A 17,707-nucleotide genomic window follows, 5' to 3' on the forward strand; every position below is an offset into this window, starting at 1 on the left:
CTGTTAAAAAAGGTGCTACGGCACCTTTTTTCTTAGCATTAGAAACATATCCCTCACGAAATATTTACTAAAAAATCCGCATGTTTACCCCATTCGTTTGCCGCTTTACACTAGTCGCGAATTTAAAACAGAGGTGGTAATGAACGATTATAAAATGACGCCAGGCGAGCGGCGCGCGACCTGGGGTTTAGGAACCGTATTTTCATTGCGTATGCTGGGCATGTTTATGGTTCTGCCGGTTCTGACCACGTACGGCATGGCTCTGCAAGGCGCCAGTGAAGCGTTGATCGGTATTGCGATTGGCATTTATGGTCTGACTCAGGCCGTTTTTCAGATTCCATTTGGCCTGCTTTCCGACCGCATAGGCCGTAAACCGCTTATCGTTGGCGGGTTAGCTGTGTTTGTCGCGGGTAGCGTGATTGCCGCGCTTTCCGACTCCATCTGGGGGATCATTCTGGGTCGGGCGTTACAAGGTTCCGGTGCGATTGCCGCCGCCGTTATGGCGCTGCTTTCCGATCTCACTCGTGAACAAAACCGCACCAAAGCGATGGCATTTATCGGTGTCAGTTTTGGCATTACCTTCGCCATTGCAATGGTGCTTGGTCCGATCATCACTCACAAACTTGGGCTACACGCGCTCTTCTGGATGATCGCTATTCTGGCAACGACCGGCATTGCGTTGACCATTTGGGTTGTGCCTAACAGCCGCACGCACGTACTTAATCGTGAGTCCGGGATGGTGAAAGGCAGTTTCAGTAAAGTGCTGGCGGAACCACGCCTGCTGAAACTCAACTTCGGCATTATGTGTCTGCACATGTTGCTGATGTCGACGTTTGTTGCTCTGCCAGGGCAACTGGCTAACGCGGGTTTTCCGGCGGCTGAACACTGGAAGGTCTATCTGGCGACGATGTTAATCGCCTTTGGCTCGGTTGTGCCTTTCATTATCTACGCCGAAGTTAAGCGCAAAATGAAACAGGTCTTTGTCTTCTGCGTCGGGCTGATCGTGGTTGCGGAAATTGTACTGTGGAACGCACAAACGCAGTTCTGGCAGTTAGTGGTCGGCGTGCAGCTTTTCTTTGTGGCGTTTAACCTGATGGAAGCCCTCCTGCCTTCACTTATCAGTAAAGAGTCGCCAGCAGGTTACAAAGGCACGGCGATGGGCGTTTACTCCACCAGCCAGTTTCTTGGCGTGGCGATTGGCGGTTCGCTGGGCGGCTGGATTGACGGCATGTTTGACGGTCAGGGGGTATTTCTCGCTGGTGCAATGCTGGCCGCAGTGTGGCTGGCAGTCGCCAGCACCATGAAAGAACCGCCATATGTCAGCAGCTTGCGCATTGAAATCCCGGCTGAAGTTGCCGCAAATGATTTGTTAAAAGTGCGTTTGCTGGAAACGGCTGGCGTCAAAGAAGTGTTGATTGCAGAAGAAGAACATTCAGCTTATGTGAAAATCGACAGCAAAGTGACGAATCGCTTTGAGGTTGAACAGGCAATTCGCCAGGCATAAAAACGAGGCTAAATTGCCTGATGCGCTACGCTTACCAGGCCTACAAAGTTGCTGTAATCTTTTGAAATCACAAACTATTGCAGGCCAGATAAGGCGTTCACGCCGCATCCGGCATGAACAGAGCGCACGTTGTCGAGATTAATCGCGGAAGTTTTTGAACTGGAACGGCTGACCGAGATCGCCACCGCGAACCATCGCCATCACAGCCTGCAAATCGTCACGGGATTTGCCAGTTACGCGGATCTCATCGCCCTGAATTTGCGCCTGCACTTTCAGTTTGCTGTCTTTGATCATCTTGACGATTTTCTTCTGAGTCGCGCTCTCAATGCCCTGCTTCAGTTTCGCTTCCACAAACCAGGTTTTACCGCTATGAACGATATTTTCCGGTACATCCAGCGAACTGCCTTCAATGCCGCGTTTGAGCAGTTTGGCACGCAGAATATCCAGCAACTGATTGACCTGGAAATCGGACTCGCTCAGCACTTTGATAATTTTGTTGGCGTCGTTCAGCTCAAACGATGCTTCAACGTTACGGAAGTCAAAACGAGACTCTACTTCGCGACTCGCGTTATCGACCGCGTTACGCGCTTCCTGAAGATCAACTTCAGAGACAATATCGAAAGATGGCATCTTTTCCTCTCCCTTCATTTTTGATGCGAAGCATAATACCTGCAAAGTTAAATAACAGACAGTCCTGCGCCAGGACGTATCCCTTAATTGTGCATGGTCACAACACCATGCACAATTAAGGGATAGCCTTATTGAACACCCGGTGTGGTTGCGGGTGAGGAGGAACAATGAAAATTACCGTATTGGGATGCGGTGCCTTAGGGCAATTATGGCTTACAGCATTTTGCAAACAGGGTCACGAGGTTCAGGGCTGGCTGCGCGTACCGCAACCTTATTGTAGCGTGAATCTGGTGGAGACAGACGGTTCGATATTTAACGAATCGCTGACCGCCAATGATCCTGATTTTCTGGCCACCAGCGATCTACTACTGGTGACGCTGAAAGCCTGGCAGGTATCTGATGCCGTCAAAAGCCTGGCGTCGACGCTACCTGTAACCACGCCAATTCTGCTGATCCACAACGGCATGGGCACCATTGAAGAGTTACAGAACATCGGGCAACCTTTACTGATGGGCACGACCACCCATGCAGCGCGCCGCGACGGCAATGTCATCATTCACGTGGCAAACGGTATCACACATATCGGCCCGGCACGGCAACAGGACGGCGATTACAGTTATCTGGCGGATATTTTGCAAACCGTGTTGCCTGACGTTGCCTGGCATAACAATATTCGCGCCGAGCTGTGGCGAAAGCTGGCGGTAAACTGTGTGATTAATCCGCTCACTGCCATCTGGAATTGCCCGAACGGTGAATTACGTCATCACCCGCAAGATATTATGCAGATATGCGAAGAAGTCGCGGCGGTAATCGAACGCGAAGGGCATCATACTTCAGCGGAAGATTTACGTGATTACGTGATGCAGGTGATTGATGCCACAGCAGAAAACATTTCGTCAATGTTGCAGGACATCCGCGCAATGCGCCATACAGAAATCGACTATATCAATGGTTTTCTCTTACGCCGCGCCCGCGCGCATGGGATTGCTGTACCGGAAAACACCCGCCTGTTTGAAATGGTAAAAAGAAAGGAGAGTGAATATGAGCGCATCAGCACTGGTTTGCCTCGCCCCTGGTAGTGAAGAAACCGAAGCGGTCACCACTATCGATCTGCTGGTTCGCGGTGGCATTAATGTCACCACTGCCAGCGTCGCCAGCGATGGCAACCTGGCGATTACCTGCTCGCGCGGCGTAAAGCTGCTGGCAGATGCGCCCCTGGTCGAAGTGGCGGATGGTGATTATGACGTGATCGTGCTGCCTGGCGGCATTAAAGGCGCGGAGTGTTTTCGCGATAGCACCCTGCTGGTCGAAACTGTTACACAGTTCCACCGTTCCGGGCGTATCGTTGCCGCTATTTGCGCCACGCCAGCTACCGTGCTGGTGCCGCACGATATCTTCCCGATTGGCAATATGACCGGCTTCCCGACGCTGAAAGACAAGATTCCCGCAGAACAATGGCAGGACAAGCGCGTCGTCTGGGATGCACGGGTAAAATTGCTGACCAGCCAGGGGCCGGGCACGGCTATTGATTTTGGTCTGAAAATTATCGACCTGCTGGTTGGGCGCGAGAAAGCCCATGAGGTGGCATCACAACTGGTGATGGCGGCAGGGATTTATAATTATTACGAGTAGTGTCGGATGCGGTAAGCGTCGCATCTGACCAGATGCGACGTTAAAACTACAAATTACGGGCGATACACTTTCACATTGTTAAAGCCCTGTTCGCGCAGATAGAGCGCCTGCAGGCGGCTCATCACTCCGCGCTCACACCACAACAGCCAGGTTTTGTTCTGGTCGAGATCGCCAAATTTGGTGCTCAGTTTATAGAACGGCAGAGAAACCACATCAATCCCTTCGACTTTCAGTGGCTTATCTTCCTGTTCATCGATAGAACGGATATCGAGGATCACGTCGTTCGGACCGAAGCCATTGACGGTTTCCACTTCAACCACTTCCTGCTCGGTCTGCTGGGCGATTTCGCGGATATCAACGTTATTCGCTTCCTCAACCACTTTCTCGAGAATGCTGAAGTCGAACTTCTCTTCTTCCGCTTCAATCTTCGATTTAACCGCTTTCACCGTCGGGCTTTTGGAGATCACACCGCAATATTCCGGCATCGTGCGGGCAAAGTCTTCGGTGCCAATCTGGCGAGCCAGGTTGATGATGTGCTCTTTGTCGTAAGAGATCAGCGGACGCAGGATCAGCGTATCAGAGACGTTATCAATCAGGCGCAGGTTGGTCAGCGTCTGGCTGGACACCTGGCCCAGTGCTTCGCCGGTGACCAGCGCCTGTACGCCGTAACGTTCAGCCACTTTAGACGCGGCACGCACCATCATACGTTTGAGGATAACCCCCATCTGACCGTCGTCGATTTTCTCAAGAATTTCCCCGACTACCGGCTCGAAGTTAATGGCGACAAAACGCACGCGGTGAGAGCTACCGAAGCGGTTCCACAGATAATGTGCCACCTGACGAACGCCGATTTCATGCGCCGCGCCGCCGAGGTTAAAGAAGCAGTAATGCACGCGGCAGCCGCGACGCATCAACATATAGCTGGAAACGCCGGAGTCAAAACCACCGGAGATCAGCGACAGCACATCTTCCTGGGTGCCGATCGGGAAACCACCAATACCTTCGTAGCGCCCTTTGATCAGCAGCAGACGATCGTCTTCAACTTCCAGATGGACTGTCACATCCGGGTTAGTCAACTTCACGCGCGCGGATTCAATATGCTGATTTAAACCGCCGCCGACGTAACGTTCCACATCAATCGAGCTAAAATCATGTTTGCCACGGCGCTTCACGCGTACGCAGAAGGTTTTTCCTTCCAGCTGATCGCGATACTGAACCAACGCTTTCTCAAAAATATCGTGCATGTCAGTAAACGGCACGTCTTCGACTTCGAGAATATGGTGGATACCCGGAATACGGGTCAGGGCGTCGCGAATGGCCAGACGCTGGTTTTCATCTTTTGCGCGAACTTCGATGTTATCCCAGTGACGGACGACAGCGAGCGTCTCATCATAGTGCTTTAAAACGTTACGAATATTCCCGGTAAGGATTTTTATAAAGCGCAAGCGCACAGATTGGCTCTTGATGGTGATTTCCGGGAACAATTTAATGATAAACTTCATGGCGGCAATGGTTCGTTGGCAAGTCTTAAGCGACTTGTATAGGGAAAAATACAGCAGCCCACACCTGCGGCTGCATCCAGGCGCGGAAGTATACCACTAACATCGCTTTGCTGCGCACATCACCTTACCATTGCGCGTTATTTGCTATTTGCCCTGAGTCCGTTACCATGGCGGGGCGTAAAATATTGAGAGTCAGACATTCATTATGCCGAAGAAAAATGAGGCGCCCGCCAGCTTTGAAAAGGCGCTAAGCGAGCTGGAACAGATTGTGACCCGTCTGGAAAGTGGCGACCTGCCGCTGGAAGAGGCACTGAACGAGTTCGAACGTGGCGTGCAGCTGGCACGTCAAGGGCAGGCCAAATTACAACAAGCCGAACAGCGCGTACAAATCCTGCTGTCTGACAACGAAGACGCCTCTCTTACACCTTTTACACCGGACAATGAGTAATGGACTTTCCGCAGCAACTCGAAGCCTGTGTTAAGCAGGCCAACCAGGCGCTGAGCCGTTTTATCGCCCCACTGCCCTTTCAGAACACTCCCGTGGTAGAAACCATGCAGTATGGCGCATTATTAGGTGGTAAGCGCCTGCGACCTTTCCTGGTTTATGCTACTGGTCAAATGCTCGGCGTTAGCATGAGCACGTTAGACGCACCCGCTGCCGCCGTAGAGTGTATCCACGCTTACTCATTAATTCATGATGATTTACCGGCAATGGATGATGACGATCTGCGTCGTGGGTTGCCGACCTGCCATGTGAAATTTGGTGAAGCGAACGCGATTCTCGCTGGCGATGCTTTACAAACGCTGGCGTTCTCGATTTTAAGCGATGCCGATATGCCGGAAGTGTCAGATCGCGACAGAATTGCGATGATTTCTGAACTGGCGAACGCTAGCGGTATTGCCGGTATGTGCGGCGGTCAGGCATTAGATTTAGACGCGGAGGGCAAACACGTACCTCTGGACGCACTCGAGCGTATTCATCGCCATAAAACCGGCGCATTGATTCGCGCCGCCGTTCGCCTTGGTGCATTAAGCGCCGGAGATAAAGGACGAAATGCACTGCCAGTACTCGACAAGTATGCAGAAAGCATCGGCCTTGCCTTCCAGGTTCAGGATGACATCCTGGATGTGGTGGGAGATACTGCAACGTTGGGAAAACGCCAGGGTGCCGACCAGCAACTTGGTAAAAGCACCTACCCTGCACTTCTGGGTCTTGAGCAAGCCCGGAAGAAAGCCCGGGATCTGATCGACGATGCCCGCCAGTCGCTGAAACAACTGGCTGAACAGTCACTCGATACCTCGGCACTGGAAGCGCTAGCGGACTACATCATCCAGCGTAATAAATAAACAATAAGTATTAATAGGCCCCTGATGAGTTTTGATATTGCCAAATACCCGACCCTGGCACTGGTCGACTCCACCCAGGAGTTACGACTGTTGCCAAAAGAGAGTTTACCGAAACTCTGCGACGAACTGCGCCGCTATTTACTCGACAGCGTGAGCCGTTCCAGCGGGCACTTCGCCTCCGGGCTGGGCACGGTCGAACTGACCGTGGCGCTGCACTACGTCTATAACACCCCGTTTGACCAATTGATTTGGGATGTGGGACATCAGGCTTATCCGCATAAAATTTTGACCGGACGCCGCGACAAAATCGGCACCATCCGTCAGAAAGGTGGTCTGCACCCGTTCCCGTGGCGCGGTGAAAGCGAATATGACGTATTAAGCGTCGGGCATTCATCAACCTCCATCAGTGCCGGAATTGGTATTGCGGTTGCTGCCGAGAAAGAAGGCAAAAATCGCCGCACCGTCTGTGTAATTGGCGACGGCGCGATTACCGCTGGCATGGCGTTTGAAGCGATGAACCATGCGGGCGATATCCGTCCTGATATGCTGGTAGTCCTCAACGACAATGAAATGTCGATTTCCGAAAATGTCGGCGCGCTCAACAACCATCTGGCGCAGCTGCTTTCCGGTAAGCTTTACTCTTCTCTGCGCGAAGGCGGGAAAAAAGTTTTCTCTGGCGTGCCGCCAATTAAAGAGCTGCTCAAACGTACCGAAGAACATATTAAAGGCATGGTGGTGCCTGGCACGTTGTTTGAAGAGCTGGGCTTTAACTACATCGGCCCGATTGACGGTCACGATGTGCTGGGGCTTATCACTACGCTAAAGAACATGCGCGACCTGAAAGGCCCGCAGTTCCTGCATATCATGACCAAAAAAGGTCGTGGTTATGAACCGGCAGAAAAAGACCCAATCACCTTCCACGCCGTACCTAAATTTGATCCCTCCAGCGGTTGCCTGCCCAAAAGCAGTGGCGGTTTGCCGAGCTATTCAAAAATCTTTGGCGACTGGTTGTGCGAAACCGCAGCGAAAGACAACAAGCTGATGGCGATTACTCCGGCGATGCGTGAAGGTTCTGGCATGGTCGAATTCTCACGTAAATTCCCGGATCGCTATTTTGATGTGGCAATCGCTGAGCAACACGCAGTGACCTTTGCTGCGGGTCTGGCGATTGGGGGGTACAAACCAATCGTGGCGATCTACTCCACCTTCCTGCAACGCGCCTATGATCAGGTACTGCATGACGTGGCGATTCAAAAGCTACCGGTTCTGTTCGCCATCGACCGCGCGGGCATTGTTGGTGCTGACGGTCAAACCCATCAGGGCGCTTTTGATCTCTCTTACCTGCGCTGCATACCGGAAATGGTCATTATGACCCCGAGCGATGAAAACGAATGTCGCCAAATGCTCCATACCGGCTATCACTATAACGAGGGGCCGTCAGCGGTGCGCTACCCGCGCGGCAATGCCGTCGGCGTGGAACTGACGCCGCTGGAAAAACTGCCGATTGGCAAAGGCATCGTGAAGCGTCGTGGTGAAAAGCTAGCGATCCTCAACTTTGGTACGCTAATGCCAGAAGCGGCGAAAGTCGCCGAATCGCTGAACGCTACGCTGGTCGATATGCGTTTTGTGAAGCCGCTTGATGAAGCGTTAATTCTGGAAATGGCCGCCAGCCATGAGGCGCTGGTCACCGTTGAAGAAAACGCCATTATGGGCGGCGCGGGCAGTGGCGTGAACGAAGTGCTGATGGCCCATCGTAAACCAGTACCCGTGCTGAACATTGGTCTGCCGGACTTCTTTATTCCGCAAGGAACTCAGGAAGAAATGCGCACCGAACTCGGCCTCGATGCCGCTGGTATGGAAGCCAAAATCAAGGCCTGGCTGGCATAATCCCTACTCCACTCCTGCTATGCTTAAGAAATTATTCATGGCAGGAGTGGCAGCATGCAATACAACCCCTTAGGAAAAACCGACCTTCGCGTTTCCCGACTTTGCCTCGGCTGTATGACCTTTGGCGAGCCAGATCGCGGTAATCACGCATGGACTCTGCCGGAAGAGAGCAGCCATCCAATCATCAAACGGGCGCTGGAAGGCGGTATAAATTTCTTTGATACCGCCAACAGTTATTCTGACGGCAGCAGCGAAGAGATCGTCGGTCGCGCATTGCGGGACTTCGCCCGCCGTGAAGATGTGGTCGTTGCCACCAAAGTATTCCATCGCGTTGGTGATTTACCAGAAGGATTATCCCGCGCACAAATTTTGCGCTCTATTGACGACAGCCTGCGTCGTCTCGGTATGGATTATGTCGATATCCTGCAAATTCATCGCTGGGATTACAACACGCCGATCGAAGAGACGCTGGAAGCCCTGAACGACGTGGTAAAAGCCGGGAAAGCGCGTTATATCGGCGCGTCATCCATGCACGCTTCGCAGTTTGCTCAGGCGCTGGAACTACAAAAACAGCATGGCTGGGCGCAGTTTGTCAGTATGCAGGATCACTACAATCTGATTTATCGTGAAGAAGAGCGCGAGATGCTGCCGCTATGTTATCAGGAGGGCATCGCGGTGATCCCGTGGAGTCCGCTGGCGCGGGGACGTCTGACTCGTCCGTGGGGAGAGACCACTGCACGACTGGTTTCCGATGAAGTAGGAAAAAATCTCTACAACGAAAGCGACGAAAATGACGCGCGGATTGCAGAACGATTAACGGGCGTGAGTGAAGAATTGGGTGCTACGCGGGCACAAGTGGCTCTGGCGTGGTTATTGAGCAAACCGGGCATTGCCGCACCGATTATCGGAACGTCGCGGGAAGAACAGCTAGATGAGTTACTGAATGCGGTGGATATCACCCTGAAGCCGGAACAAATTGCCGAACTGGAAACACCGTATAAACCGCATCCGGTGGTGGGATTTAAATAGAAATCCAGGCCTGATAAGACGCAACAAGCGTCGTATCAGGCATCAGTGCGCAACCGCCGGATGCGGCGTGAACGCCTTATTCGGCCTACGACAGAATACCCAGCGGCCAGTGATGGCCGATAAAATAGAGTATTCCAGCGGAAATAACCCCGGCGACGATATCATCGATCATGATCCCCATGCCGCCATGCACATTGCGATCAAACCAGCGGATCGGCCACGGTTTCCACATATCCAGAATACGGAAAATCACAAACCCGGCGGCAACCCACTGCCAGTCATTGGTCGGCAGCGCCATCAGGGTGATCCACATGCCGATAAATTCGTCCCAGACAATGCTGCCGTGATCGTGCACGCCCATATCTTTCGCCGTCTGATGGCAAAGATAGACGCCGATACAGATCCCCAGCATCACCACCAGCGAATAAAGCTGCCAGGGCAAAAAGGTCATCAGATACCAGAATGGAATCGCCGCCAGCGAGCCCATCGTACCAGGGACAATCGGACTTAACCCACTCCCGAACCCCGTAGCCAATAAGTGCCATGGGTTACTCATTTTCAGGCGACTTTTCGCGACATCTTTATGGCGTGGCAAAATGGTCATATCCTTTCCAGTCTAACGTGACAGGTTCGCCGTCACGAACAAAACAAAGCCCTTCGATATCGGCGGTCATTTGCCCGATACAGGTAAACGGTACGCCAAGATGTCCCAAAGCCACATCCAGCGCGCCTCGGTTAAGTTCCGGTACAGTGAAACACAACTCGTAATCTTCACCGCCAGACAGCGCCCAACGCAGCGCCTGTTCCGGTTCGACGTGACGTGAAAGTGCGTCAGAGAATGGCAACAATGTCAGGTCAATGCGTGCGCCGCAGTCGCTGGCTTTCACGATATGCCCGAGGTCGGAGATCAGACCGTCAGAGAGATCGATGGCTGAACTCGCCAGATCGCGCAGTGCCTGCCCCTGTAAAATTCGCGGCGATGGGCGGAGATGACGTTTGATTAAATACTCCGCATCTTTAGCATCGGCAACCTGCAAACGGTTTTGCAAAATCGCCAGTCCGGCGGCGCTATCACCCGGCGTACCAGTCACATAAATCCAGTCACCCGGTTTCGCACCAGAGCGCGTTAAGGCTCGTCCCATCGGGACAAAGCCGTGGATACCCAACGTCATTGATAGCGGTCCACGCGTGGTATCGCCGCCAATGAGTTGCATATCGTAATAATTAAGCAGCTCGAAAAGACTGTCGCTGAAAGATTCAAGCCACGCTTCGTCTACGTTCGGTAAAGTCAATGCCAGCGTCAGCCAGGCCGGATCGGCACCCATCGCCGCCAGATCGCTTAAGTTTACCGCCAGTGCTTTATATGCCAGATCCGCAGGATCGATATCAGGGAGGAAGTGATTGCCCGCCACCAGCGTATCGGTGCTGATCGCCAGGGTCTGTTTCTCGGGGATATTGAGAAGTGCACAATCGTCACCGATGCCAAGTTCGACATCAAGACGAGAGCTTCTTACACGGTCAAAATAACGGGCAATCAGGGAGAACTCGCCACATGCCATACGTTATGCCTCAGCAGGTAAAAAAGAAAAGGCCGGAGAGTGCGGAAATGCTTTCCGTTACTCTGCCGGCCTGGATATCACTTTTTGTTAGGGCGAATCACAGGTGCTGCTTTATCGAGTACGCCGTTGACGAACTTATGGCTGTCTTCTGCGCCGAACGATTTTGCCAGTTCGATCGCTTCGTTAATGGCCACTTTATACGGCACATCGCTACGTTTAGACAGCTCGTACAGCGCAATGCGCAGTACTGCTTTTTCTACCTGGCCCAGTTCTTCCAGCAGGCGGGACAGATATGGCTTCATCAGTCCGTCGAGGTATGCGGTGTTAGTCGCCACCCCGGCCAGCAGCTCACGGAAGTACAGGAGGTCAACGTCTTTTACATCCTGTTCAGCCAGGAACTGGTATTCAACATCAGCGATGTCGTTCTGGGACAACTGCCAGGAGTAGAGCGCCTGGACGGCACACTCACGAGCGCGGCGACGAGCAGCAGGTTTCACGGATTTCCCCTTACTAATTTCAGGCCTTGATGGCTTTCAATACATTAATCATTTCAAGCGCGGTCAGTGCAGCTTCTGCACCTTTGTTACCAGCTTTGGTGCCAGCACGTTCGATCGCTTGTTCAATGCTTTCGGTGGTCAGCACACCAAAAGCAACCGGAATTTCGCTGTCCTGGGCAACATGTGCCAGGCCGTTGCTTGCACCACCAGCGACGTATTCAAAGTGGGCAGTGCCACCACGAATAACCGTACCCAGCGCGATCACCGCGTCGTATTTACCGGTTTTAGCCAGTGCGCCTGCCGCCAGCGGCAGCTCATAAGCACCTGGCACCCAAACAACGGTAATATTTTCATCTTTTACCTGACCAATACGTTTCAGTGCGTCAATCGCACCTTCCAGCAGGCTGTCATTGATAAAGTTGTTGAAACGCGCAATGGTGATGGCGACGCGAGCGTCCGGGGTAGCAACGTTAGCTTCAATAATGTTCATTTTTTTCCTTCGGGTTCGAGTTATGGCCCCGCAGGGGGGCGGATTTTAGCATAATATTTCGTGCGCTGCTTCCCTTTCGAGCCGGGAGATCATGCACCCACTAAATGCAGGCAAACATCCGGGCCTACATGACGTATCTCTTTGAATTTAAATTGGGGGACGTCGGCTAACTTCTCAAGCCCCGGCAGCGTACATAATCCACGGGCGTCGCTACCTAAAAGTTTAGGTGCGATATAGACAATCAGCTCATCGACTAAACCGGCCTGTAGCAGTGCGCCAGCGAGCGTTGATCCCGCCTCTACCCACACACTATTAATTTGTTGCTTGCCCAGTTGCATCATCAGCACAACCAAATCCAGATGCCCGTTATGTTCCGGGATCAGCAAGGTGCGCACTGTTTCCGGCCACTCGCGGACGTCATCCTGCGTTCGGGCAAACCAGGTCTCGCCCGGCTGTTGCACAATGCGGTGTTCTGGCGTCACGCGATTCTGACTGTCAATGACGACGCGCACCGGCTGGCGCAGATTTTCTTGCGAATAGAGCGCCTGAGTTTGTTCATCCAGTTCAGACCAACGTACCGTTAAGGCTGGATCATCCGCCAGCACCGTGGCGCTGCTGGTTAAAATGGCATGACTTTGCGCGCGCAGTCGTTGTACATCACGCCGCGCCTGGGGCGAAGTGATCCACTGGCTTTCGCCGCTCGCCATCGCCGTGCGACCATCAAGCGATGCGCCAAGTTTTAACTGAATATAAGGAAAGCCGGTGCGCATCCGCTTGAGAAAGCCTTTATTCAATTGCTCGGCTTCACTCATCATCAGCCCGTGGCTGACGTCAATGCCAGCCTGTTGCAGGCGGTAAAGCCCACGCCCGGCGACCTGCGGGTTCGGATCCTGCATCGCAGCGACCACGCGCGCTACGCCAGCGGCGATGAGTGCGTCACAGCACGGCGGCGTTCGACCATGATGACTGCAAGGTTCGAGTGTGACATAGGCGGTCGCACCTTTGGCTTTTTCACCCGCCATACGCAACGCGTGTACTTCGGCATGTGGTTCACCCGCACGGTGATGGTAACCTTCTCCGACAATTTCGCCATCTTTCACAATGACACACCCAACATTTGGGTTTGGGTGAGTAGTGAAACGTCCTCGTTGCGCCAGCTTTAGCGCCCGCGCCATGTAATACTCGTCCTGCACGGTTTAATCCTCCAGGCGCGCGATCTCTTCGCCAAATTCTTTGATATCTTCGAAACTGCGATAGACAGAGGCAAAACGGATATAGGCGACTTTATCGAGCTTTTTCAATTGCTCCATCACCAGATTGCCAATCATCTTGCTCGGCACTTCGCGCTCACCGGTGGCGCGCAGCTGCGATTTAATATGATTGATTGCCATTTCGACGTCATCGGAACTCACCGGACGTTTTTCCAGCGCCCGCAGCATTCCGCTGCGCAATTTCTCTTCATTAAACGGCTCGCGCACGTCGTTGCTTTTTACAACGCGCGGCATAACCAGTTCCGCCACCTCAAAGGTGGTGAAACGTTCATTACACACCAGACACTGCCGACGGCGGCGTACGGATGAACCCTCGCCCACGAGACGAGAGTCAATAACTTTAGTGTCCACGGCGAAACAGAATGGGCAATGCATACGGCGTCCTGACCAGGTGGTTAACAGAAACCTATTTTACCCTGAACTGACGATACAACAAAGGCGCAACGCTTTTGAGACAAAGGATCGATGTTTTCGCTGTTTTTACGCTCTACTATTAAGCTAATTGCGACAAGAAAGGGACGACCTATGAACACTAAAGTGATTCGACTACTCCTGCTGGGAAGCCTGTTCAGCTTAAGTGCCTGTGTACAGCAAAGTGAAGTGCGCCAGATGAAACACAGCGTCAGCACGCTGAATAAAGAGATGACGCAGCTCAATAAAGAAACCGTCAAAATCACTCAGCAAAACAGGCTGAATGAAAAATCCAGCAGTGGGGTTTACCTTCTGCCGGGCTCGAAAACAGCCGCACGTCTGGAAAGTCAGATCGGCACCTTACGAATGTCGCTTATGAATATTGTGCCAAATGCAGATGGCACTACGCTGACCTTACGGATTCAGGGCGAATCCAATGACCCTTTACCCGCATTCAGCGGAACCGTTGAATATGGGCAAATTCAGGGAACAATAGATAACTTTCAGGAAATCAATGTGCAGAATCAATTGATTAACGCACCGGCAAGTCTCCTCACCCCCAGCGATGTTGACATCCCGCTACAGTTAAATGGCATCACACCTGAACAATTAGGCTTTGTACGCATTCACGACATTCAGCCTGTTATGCAATAAACGTTTGGCGGGGCGTTTTGTGCGTCTCGCAACATCTTCCCCCATTATTTTGTTACTCCACTTACATCACCCGGATTGATAGTAAAAGTTTGCAACAAGGGTGAAAGTCAGTACAATCCCCGCCCGAATATGTGTAAACGTGAACGCAATCGATTACGTAAATGATAGAACTGTGAAACGCAACATATTTTTGTGAGCAATGATTTTTATAATAGGCTCCTCTGTATACGTAATATTTAGAAACGCAATTTGCGCCTTTTTCACTCCCGCAAGGGATTTTTAAACAGTGGCATACATATGAAAAAAACATTACTGGCAGCCGGTGCGGTACTGGCGCTCTCTTCGTCTTTTACTGTCAACGCAGCTGAAAACGACAAACCGCAGTATCTCTCCGACTGGTGGCACCAGAGCGTTAACGTTGTCGGAAGTTATCACACCCGTTTCGGACCGCAGATCCGCAACGATACCTACCTCGAGTACGAAGCATTCGCTAAAAAAGACTGGTTCGACTTCTATGGTTATGCGGATGCGCCGGTATTCTTCGGCGGTAACTCCGATGCAAAAGGTATCTGGAACCACGGTTCTCCGCTGTTTATGGAAATCGAACCGCGTTTCTCCATCGACAAGCTGACCAATACTGACCTTAGCTTCGGTCCGTTCAAAGAGTGGTACTTCGCGAACAACTACATTTACGACATGGGTCGTAATAAAGATGGTCGCCAGAGCACCTGGTACATGGGTCTGGGTACGGACATCGACACTGGCCTGCCGATGAGCCTGTCCATGAACGTGTATGCGAAATACCAGTGGCAGAACTACGGCGCAGCGAACGAAAACGAGTGGGATGGTTACCGTTTCAAAATTAAATACTTTGTGCCGATTACCGATCTGTGGGGCGGTCAGCTGAGCTACATCGGCTTCACCAACTTCGACTGGGGTTCCGATCTGGGTGATGACAGCGGTAACGCAATCAACGGTATTAAGACGCGTACCAATAACTCTATCGCTTCCAGCCATATTCTGGCTCTGAACTACGATCACTGGCACTACTCTGTCGTTGCTCGTTACTGGCACGACGGTGGTCAGTGGAACGACGATGCAGAGCTGAACTTTGGTAACGGCAACTTCAACGTTCGCTCTACCGGTTGGGGTGGTTACCTGGTGGTAGGTTACAACTTCTAATAGTTGAAATGCCGGATGCAACATCCGGCATTTTTTATCACTTTTTCTTATTCATCATCGCTTTTAAATCAGCGAACGGATTATATTTCGCTTCACCAACATCTTTCTGCGCATCTTCACCTGCGATAACCGTCGTACCATACTGATCCGCTTCGGTATATTTCGAATGCTCATGATCGTGGCAATACAGACACAACAATTCCCAGTTACTACCATCTTCCGGGTTATTGGTATGGTCGTGATCAATGTGGTGAACGGTAAGTTCACGCAGGTTGGAATAGACAAATTCGCGGGAACAACGACCGCACACCCACGGATAGAGTTTTAATGCTTTTTCGCGATAACCGCTTTCTAACCGCGCATAGTTTTTTGGGATGATAGCCATGAAAAGTTACCTGGATAAAATGTAGGGTTACGCGCAGTTTCCCAAGATGGGGAGATTTTCGCAATCCTGAGTAAAGAAATTCTAACATTACCAGTGACGGCGAGGTTCCATCTGCTGATGAAGAATACGCGCAATGAGAATGTCATCTACTCTTATAACGTAATAAACAGTGTGAAACCTAAATGCGATCTTCTTTACCTCTGGTAACCGCATCATAGTCTTGCCCTATCTCAGGCATTTGAGAGAGTGTATCCAGAAAAATGCCAAGAGAGTCGGTATAGCGATCCGCCTGCTCCTCACCAAACTTTCCCAGCGTGTAGTCATAGATCCCTCTGAAATCTTCAACAGCTTTTCCGCTAAGCTTATACACGATGTTTTTGCTTCCTTTCTGCTGCGATATCACGAAGCGTCATCGAACTTTCACCGCTCTCAAGACCTTCAATAACAGCATTTCTGACAGCCTCATCCCTGGATTCTTGTTGTTCCAATAGACGAAGCGCCGAACGCATCACTTCACTGGCCGAACCATAACGACCAGACTGGACCATCCGGGTGATGAAACTATCCAGTTGTTCGCCAACGCTTACTGAGGTAATTTTGCGCATAAGCGATCTCCATGTATTAACTATTAATACAAAGTATATGTCAGAACTATTTCTACAACCAAAGCTGTATTCAGTTCAATATGCAATAACCGAAAAAAAACCGCAGCGCAAAAACGCCACGGTTTTTAACTGAACTACTTTAAAACACACTTACGGCAGAATTGACGGTTGATCCGCCCCTTCTTTTTCCACTTTCTGCTGCAGCATGTGCTCACGCTTCATACCCAGTTTCAGAGCCAGCGCCGATGCAACATAGATGGAAGATGCCGTACCGATGGAAACACCGATAAGCATAGTCAGCGAGAAGCCTTCCAGCACCGGGCCACCAAAGAGATACAGCATCAGGATAACCATCAAGGTAGTACCGGATGTGATCAAGGTACGGTGCAGCGTCTGAGTCAAGGACACGTTAAAGATTTCGTAAGGTGTACCGCGACGGATCTTGCGGAAGTTTTCACGAATACGGTCCGATACCACGATACTGTCGTTAAGCGAGTAACCGATAACCGACATCAGCGATGCCACAATGGTCAGGTCAATCTCGATATGGAATAACGACAAAATACCCAGCGTAATGATAACGTCGTGCGCCAGCGCGATAACGACCCCTGCCGCCAGTCGCCACTCAAAGCGGAAACCTACGTACACAAGGATAGACAGCAGCGCCGCCATCAACGCCATTGCACCGGTTTGCGCAAGGTCTGCACCCACGCTCGGACCGACAAACTCAATACGCTTCACCGCCGCGTTCTGATTGGTGGATTCGTTAATCACCTTCAGAACCTGGCTGCCCAGCACCTGACCGCCCGTTTCGCCTTCAGCAGGCGGCATACGAACCATGATGTCATGGCTGCTACCGAAGTTTTGCAGCATCGGCTCTTCAAAACCGGCTTTTTGCAATGCATCACGCATTACGTCGATTTCAGCCGGCTTTTCGAGCGTAATTTCAATAACCGTACCACCGGTGAAATCCAGCCCCCAGTTAAAGCCTCGCACGCCCATAATGACGATAGCGGCGATTAACAGCAGACCAGAGATGCCAAAAGCCCAGTAGTCCCAGCGCATAAAGTCATAGACTTTACGGCCGTGGTTTAGTTGTTCAACAGTATATTCCTGTGCCAC

The 17,707-nt window shown here is 51.7% G+C and carries 20 protein-coding genes and 1 pseudogene; 9 read left to right on the forward strand and 12 right to left on the reverse strand.

What is annotated here, in order from left to right:
• Positions 1 to 139: 139 nt before the first annotated feature.
• Positions 140 to 1,504: an MFS transporter gene (locus HEN21_RS03405; protein ID WP_176251663.1), complete on the forward strand. Its 1,365-nt coding sequence runs from the start codon at positions 140 to 142 to the stop codon at positions 1,502 to 1,504.
• 138 nt (positions 1,505 to 1,642) lie between these two features.
• Here HEN21_RS03405 and yajQ read toward each other — a convergent pair whose 3' ends face one another.
• Positions 1,643 to 2,134, reverse strand: coding sequence for a nucleotide binding protein YajQ (gene yajQ / locus HEN21_RS03410; RefSeq protein ID WP_176251664.1), 492 nt, complete (start codon positions 2,132 to 2,134; stop codon positions 1,643 to 1,645).
• A gap of 167 nt (positions 2,135 to 2,301) precedes the next feature.
• Here yajQ and panE point away from each other — a divergent pair, with 167 nt between their 5' ends.
• Together panE and yajL are read left to right on the forward strand one after the other, a co-directional pair.
• Entirely contained in the window at positions 2,302 to 3,213 is a 912-nt protein-coding gene (gene panE, locus HEN21_RS03415) for a 2-dehydropantoate 2-reductase (RefSeq protein WP_000705824.1), read from the forward strand.
• Positions 3,176 to 3,766, forward strand: a complete 591-nt coding sequence (gene yajL, locus HEN21_RS03420; RefSeq protein ID WP_001276327.1) for a protein deglycase YajL — start codon at positions 3,176 to 3,178, stop codon at positions 3,764 to 3,766. The genes panE and yajL overlap by 38 nt, the downstream gene beginning before the upstream one ends.
• 53 nt (positions 3,767 to 3,819) lie before the next feature.
• Here the strand turns inward: yajL and thiI are convergent, their stop codons facing one another.
• Positions 3,820 to 5,268 (reverse strand): tRNA uracil 4-sulfurtransferase ThiI, encoded by a 1,449-nt coding sequence (thiI, locus tag HEN21_RS03425; protein ID WP_000668671.1) that lies wholly within the window; start codon positions 5,266 to 5,268, stop codon positions 3,820 to 3,822.
• Positions 5,269 to 5,473: 205 nt separating this feature from the next.
• Here thiI and xseB point away from each other — a divergent pair, with 205 nt between their 5' ends.
• The 4 genes from xseB to yajO are packed head-to-tail and all read left to right on the forward strand — an operon-like array spanning position 5,474 to position 9,531.
• A complete protein-coding gene (gene xseB, locus HEN21_RS03430) occupies positions 5,474 to 5,716 on the forward strand; it encodes an exodeoxyribonuclease VII small subunit (protein WP_001124935.1) in 243 nt (80 codons plus the stop codon).
• Positions 5,716 to 6,615 carry a (2E,6E)-farnesyl diphosphate synthase gene (gene ispA / locus HEN21_RS03435; protein ID WP_000347246.1) on the forward strand — a complete coding sequence of 300 codons (900 nt, stop codon included), beginning with the start codon at positions 5,716 to 5,718 and terminating at the stop codon, positions 6,613 to 6,615. Before xseB ends, ispA begins: the two co-directional genes overlap by 1 nt.
• A gap of 24 nt (positions 6,616 to 6,639) precedes the next feature.
• Positions 6,640 to 8,502 (forward strand): 1-deoxy-D-xylulose-5-phosphate synthase, encoded by a 1,863-nt coding sequence (dxs, locus tag HEN21_RS03440; protein ID WP_176251665.1) that lies wholly within the window; start codon positions 6,640 to 6,642, stop codon positions 8,500 to 8,502.
• A gap of 54 nt (positions 8,503 to 8,556) precedes the next feature.
• The gene (gene yajO / locus HEN21_RS03445) at positions 8,557 to 9,531 is read left to right on the forward strand and encodes a 1-deoxyxylulose-5-phosphate synthase YajO (protein ID WP_176251666.1); all 975 of its coding nucleotides are present in this window, start codon (positions 8,557 to 8,559) and stop codon (positions 9,529 to 9,531) included.
• Between the two features lie 85 nt (positions 9,532 to 9,616).
• Here the strand turns inward: yajO and pgpA are convergent, their stop codons facing one another.
• From pgpA to nrdR, 6 genes are all read right to left on the reverse strand, one after another.
• On the reverse strand, positions 9,617 to 10,135 hold the full coding sequence (gene pgpA, locus HEN21_RS03450; RefSeq protein WP_000154037.1) for a phosphatidylglycerophosphatase A: 519 nt from the start codon (positions 10,133 to 10,135) through the stop codon (positions 9,617 to 9,619).
• A complete protein-coding gene (thiL, locus tag HEN21_RS03455; protein WP_105284653.1) occupies positions 10,113 to 11,090 on the reverse strand; it encodes a thiamine-phosphate kinase in 978 nt (325 codons plus the stop codon). Before thiL ends, pgpA begins: the two co-directional genes overlap by 23 nt.
• Before the next feature lie 77 nt (positions 11,091 to 11,167).
• Positions 11,168 to 11,587, reverse strand: coding sequence for a transcription antitermination factor NusB (gene nusB / locus HEN21_RS03460; protein WP_097435922.1), 420 nt, complete (start codon positions 11,585 to 11,587; stop codon positions 11,168 to 11,170).
• A 19-nt stretch (positions 11,588 to 11,606) separates the two neighbouring features.
• On the reverse strand, positions 11,607 to 12,077 hold the full coding sequence (gene ribH / locus HEN21_RS03465) for a 6,7-dimethyl-8-ribityllumazine synthase (protein ID WP_001021161.1): 471 nt from the start codon (positions 12,075 to 12,077) through the stop codon (positions 11,607 to 11,609).
• 89 nt (positions 12,078 to 12,166) lie between these two features.
• Positions 12,167 to 13,270, reverse strand: coding sequence for a bifunctional diaminohydroxyphosphoribosylaminopyrimidine deaminase/5-amino-6-(5-phosphoribosylamino)uracil reductase RibD (gene ribD, locus HEN21_RS03470; RefSeq protein WP_176251667.1), 1,104 nt, complete (start codon positions 13,268 to 13,270; stop codon positions 12,167 to 12,169).
• 3 nt (positions 13,271 to 13,273) lie between these two features.
• Positions 13,274 to 13,723 carry a transcriptional regulator NrdR gene (gene nrdR, locus HEN21_RS03475; RefSeq protein WP_000543535.1) on the reverse strand — a complete coding sequence of 150 codons (450 nt, stop codon included), beginning with the start codon at positions 13,721 to 13,723 and terminating at the stop codon, positions 13,274 to 13,276.
• Between the two features lie 150 nt (positions 13,724 to 13,873).
• On the opposite strand from nrdR, the gene HEN21_RS03480 reads away from it, so the two are divergent.
• Positions 13,874 to 14,413, forward strand: coding sequence for a SadB/YajI family lipoprotein (locus tag HEN21_RS03480; protein WP_176251668.1), 540 nt, complete (start codon positions 13,874 to 13,876; stop codon positions 14,411 to 14,413).
• Between the two features lie 297 nt (positions 14,414 to 14,710).
• Positions 14,711 to 15,595, forward strand: a complete 885-nt coding sequence (gene tsx, locus HEN21_RS03485; RefSeq protein ID WP_001295328.1) for a nucleoside-specific channel-forming protein Tsx — start codon at positions 14,711 to 14,713, stop codon at positions 15,593 to 15,595.
• A 37-nt stretch (positions 15,596 to 15,632) separates the two neighbouring features.
• On the opposite strand, the gene yajD is transcribed toward tsx, so the two are convergent.
• The 4 genes and pseudogenes from yajD to secF form a co-directional block, all read right to left on the reverse strand.
• Positions 15,633 to 15,980 (reverse strand): HNH nuclease YajD, encoded by a 348-nt coding sequence (gene yajD, locus HEN21_RS03490; protein WP_000974823.1) that lies wholly within the window; start codon positions 15,978 to 15,980, stop codon positions 15,633 to 15,635.
• Positions 15,981 to 16,067: 87 nt separating this feature from the next.
• Positions 16,068 to 16,350 (reverse strand): annotated as a pseudogene (locus tag HEN21_RS03495) (type II toxin-antitoxin system RelE/ParE family toxin).
• Complete coding sequence (locus HEN21_RS03500; RefSeq protein WP_001226938.1) at positions 16,343 to 16,585, reverse strand: type II toxin-antitoxin system ParD family antitoxin; 243 nt, start codon at positions 16,583 to 16,585, stop codon at positions 16,343 to 16,345. The pseudogene HEN21_RS03495 and the gene HEN21_RS03500 overlap by 8 nt, the downstream one beginning before the upstream one ends.
• Positions 16,586 to 16,735: 150 nt before the next feature.
• Positions 16,736 to 17,707: a protein translocase subunit SecF gene (gene secF / locus HEN21_RS03505; RefSeq protein WP_000046637.1), complete on the reverse strand. Its 972-nt coding sequence runs from the start codon at positions 17,705 to 17,707 to the stop codon at positions 16,736 to 16,738.

This window comes from Escherichia sp. 93.1518 (genome assembly GCF_013368915.2).
GTDB lineage: Bacteria > Pseudomonadota > Gammaproteobacteria > Enterobacterales > Enterobacteriaceae > Escherichia > Escherichia ruysiae.